The sequence below is a fragment of the Stenotrophomonas sp. 2YAF22 genome, assembly GCF_052114665.1.
GTDB lineage: Bacteria > Pseudomonadota > Gammaproteobacteria > Xanthomonadales > Xanthomonadaceae > Stenotrophomonas > Stenotrophomonas indicatrix.
Map to the genome: position 1 here is coordinate 1 of NZ_JBFRFE010000852.1, position 1,369 is coordinate 1,369.

Genomic DNA, 1,369 nt, shown 5'->3' on the forward strand with positions numbered 1-1,369 from the left:
GGGCCAGCATGGCCGTACCGGCCTGCTGCAGGATCTGGGTGCGGGTCAGCTCAGCGGTTTCCTTGGCGAAGTCGGTGTCCTTGATGCGGCTGCGCGACGCYGACAGGTTTTCCGACGAGGTCTGCAGGTTGGCMACCACCGAGGTGAARCGGTTCTGGATCGCACCGAGGTCGGCGCGGGTGCTGTTGATCGCACCCAGGGCCTTGTCGACGATTTCCATGGCCTGCTGGGCGCCCTTCACGGTGCTGACGTCCAGGTTGCTGGCGTACTTCGAAGCCGGTGCCGCCGCAGCGGTGGTGGCGGTGAAGGTCGGCGCGGTGGCGCCGGTCCAGGTGCCCGGCGTTGCGGTGATGGCCTTGAACGAGCCGTCAGCGTTGGTGCTGTCCTTGACCGAGGTCAGGGTCACGCCGGTGGTGCCGTTCACTTCGGCGTAGACGCCGGTTTCGCCGATCTTGGCGTTGATCGCGGTCACCAGTGCTTCGCGCGAGGCCTTGCCGGTGGCAGCGGCGTCGGCGCCCTGCTTGACCGAGACGTCGGCGATGGCCACACCGTTGATCGACAGGCCGCTGGTGCTGAAATCACCGTTGGTGCCCGGATCGGCCAGTGCCAGCGCGTTGGTGTCGAACTTGGCGCCACCCAGGGCATTGGCCTTGGCATCGATGGTCTTGTCGATGGCAATCGCCTGACCGGCGTTGGCGCCGACCTGGAACAGCTGGCTGGAGAACGAACCGTCCAGCAGCTTGGTGCCGTTGAAGTCCGACTGCTTGGCGACGCGGTCGATTTCCGAAACCAGCTGGGTCACTTCGGCCTGCAGYGCCTTGCGGTCGCTGGCCGAGTTGGTGGCGTTGGAGGCCTGCACCGACAGCTCGCGGACGCGCTGCAGGTTGTTGCCGATTTCGGTCAGCGAACCTTCGGCAACCTGTGCCAGCGAAATGCCGTCGTTGGCATTGCGGATGGCCACGTCGGTGCCGCGGATCTGGGTACCGAAGCGCTCGGAGATCGCCAGGCCGGCCGCATCGTCCTTGGCGCTGTTGATGCGCGAACCGGAGGACAGGCGCTGGATGGTGGTAGCGAGCGAGCTGCCGCTGGTGCTCAGGTTGCGCTGAGCATTCAGGGACATGGTGTTGGTGTTGATGACTTGTGCCATGGTGCTTTTCCTTTGGCGAAGGTGGAACGTATTTCAGGAACCGGGCGGCAGCTCAGCCGCCGCCCGGTGGTCGATCAAGGAGCGGATCAGCGCAGCAGGCTGAGCACGCCYTGCGGCACCTGGTTGGCCTGGGCCAGCATGGCCGTACCGGCCTGCTGCAGGATYTGGGTGCGGGTCAGCTCAGCGGTTTCCTTGGCGAAGTCGGTGTCCTTGATGCGGCTG

Annotated in this window: 2 protein-coding genes; both read right to left on the reverse strand. The window is 65.6% G+C overall.

Annotation, left to right across the window (positions count from 1 at the left end; all coding sequences use genetic code 11):
• Positions 1-1,147 (reverse strand): flagellin (locus AB4Y84_RS21700; RefSeq protein WP_442250937.1); only part of this gene is annotated, 1,147 nt, incomplete at its 3' end.
• 86 nt (positions 1,148-1,233) lie between these two features.
• Positions 1,234-1,362 carry a flagellin gene (locus tag AB4Y84_RS21705; protein WP_442250938.1) on the reverse strand — a complete coding sequence of 43 codons (129 nt, stop codon included), beginning with the start codon at positions 1,360-1,362 and terminating at the stop codon, positions 1,234-1,236.
• Positions 1,363-1,369: the final 7 nt, after the last annotated feature.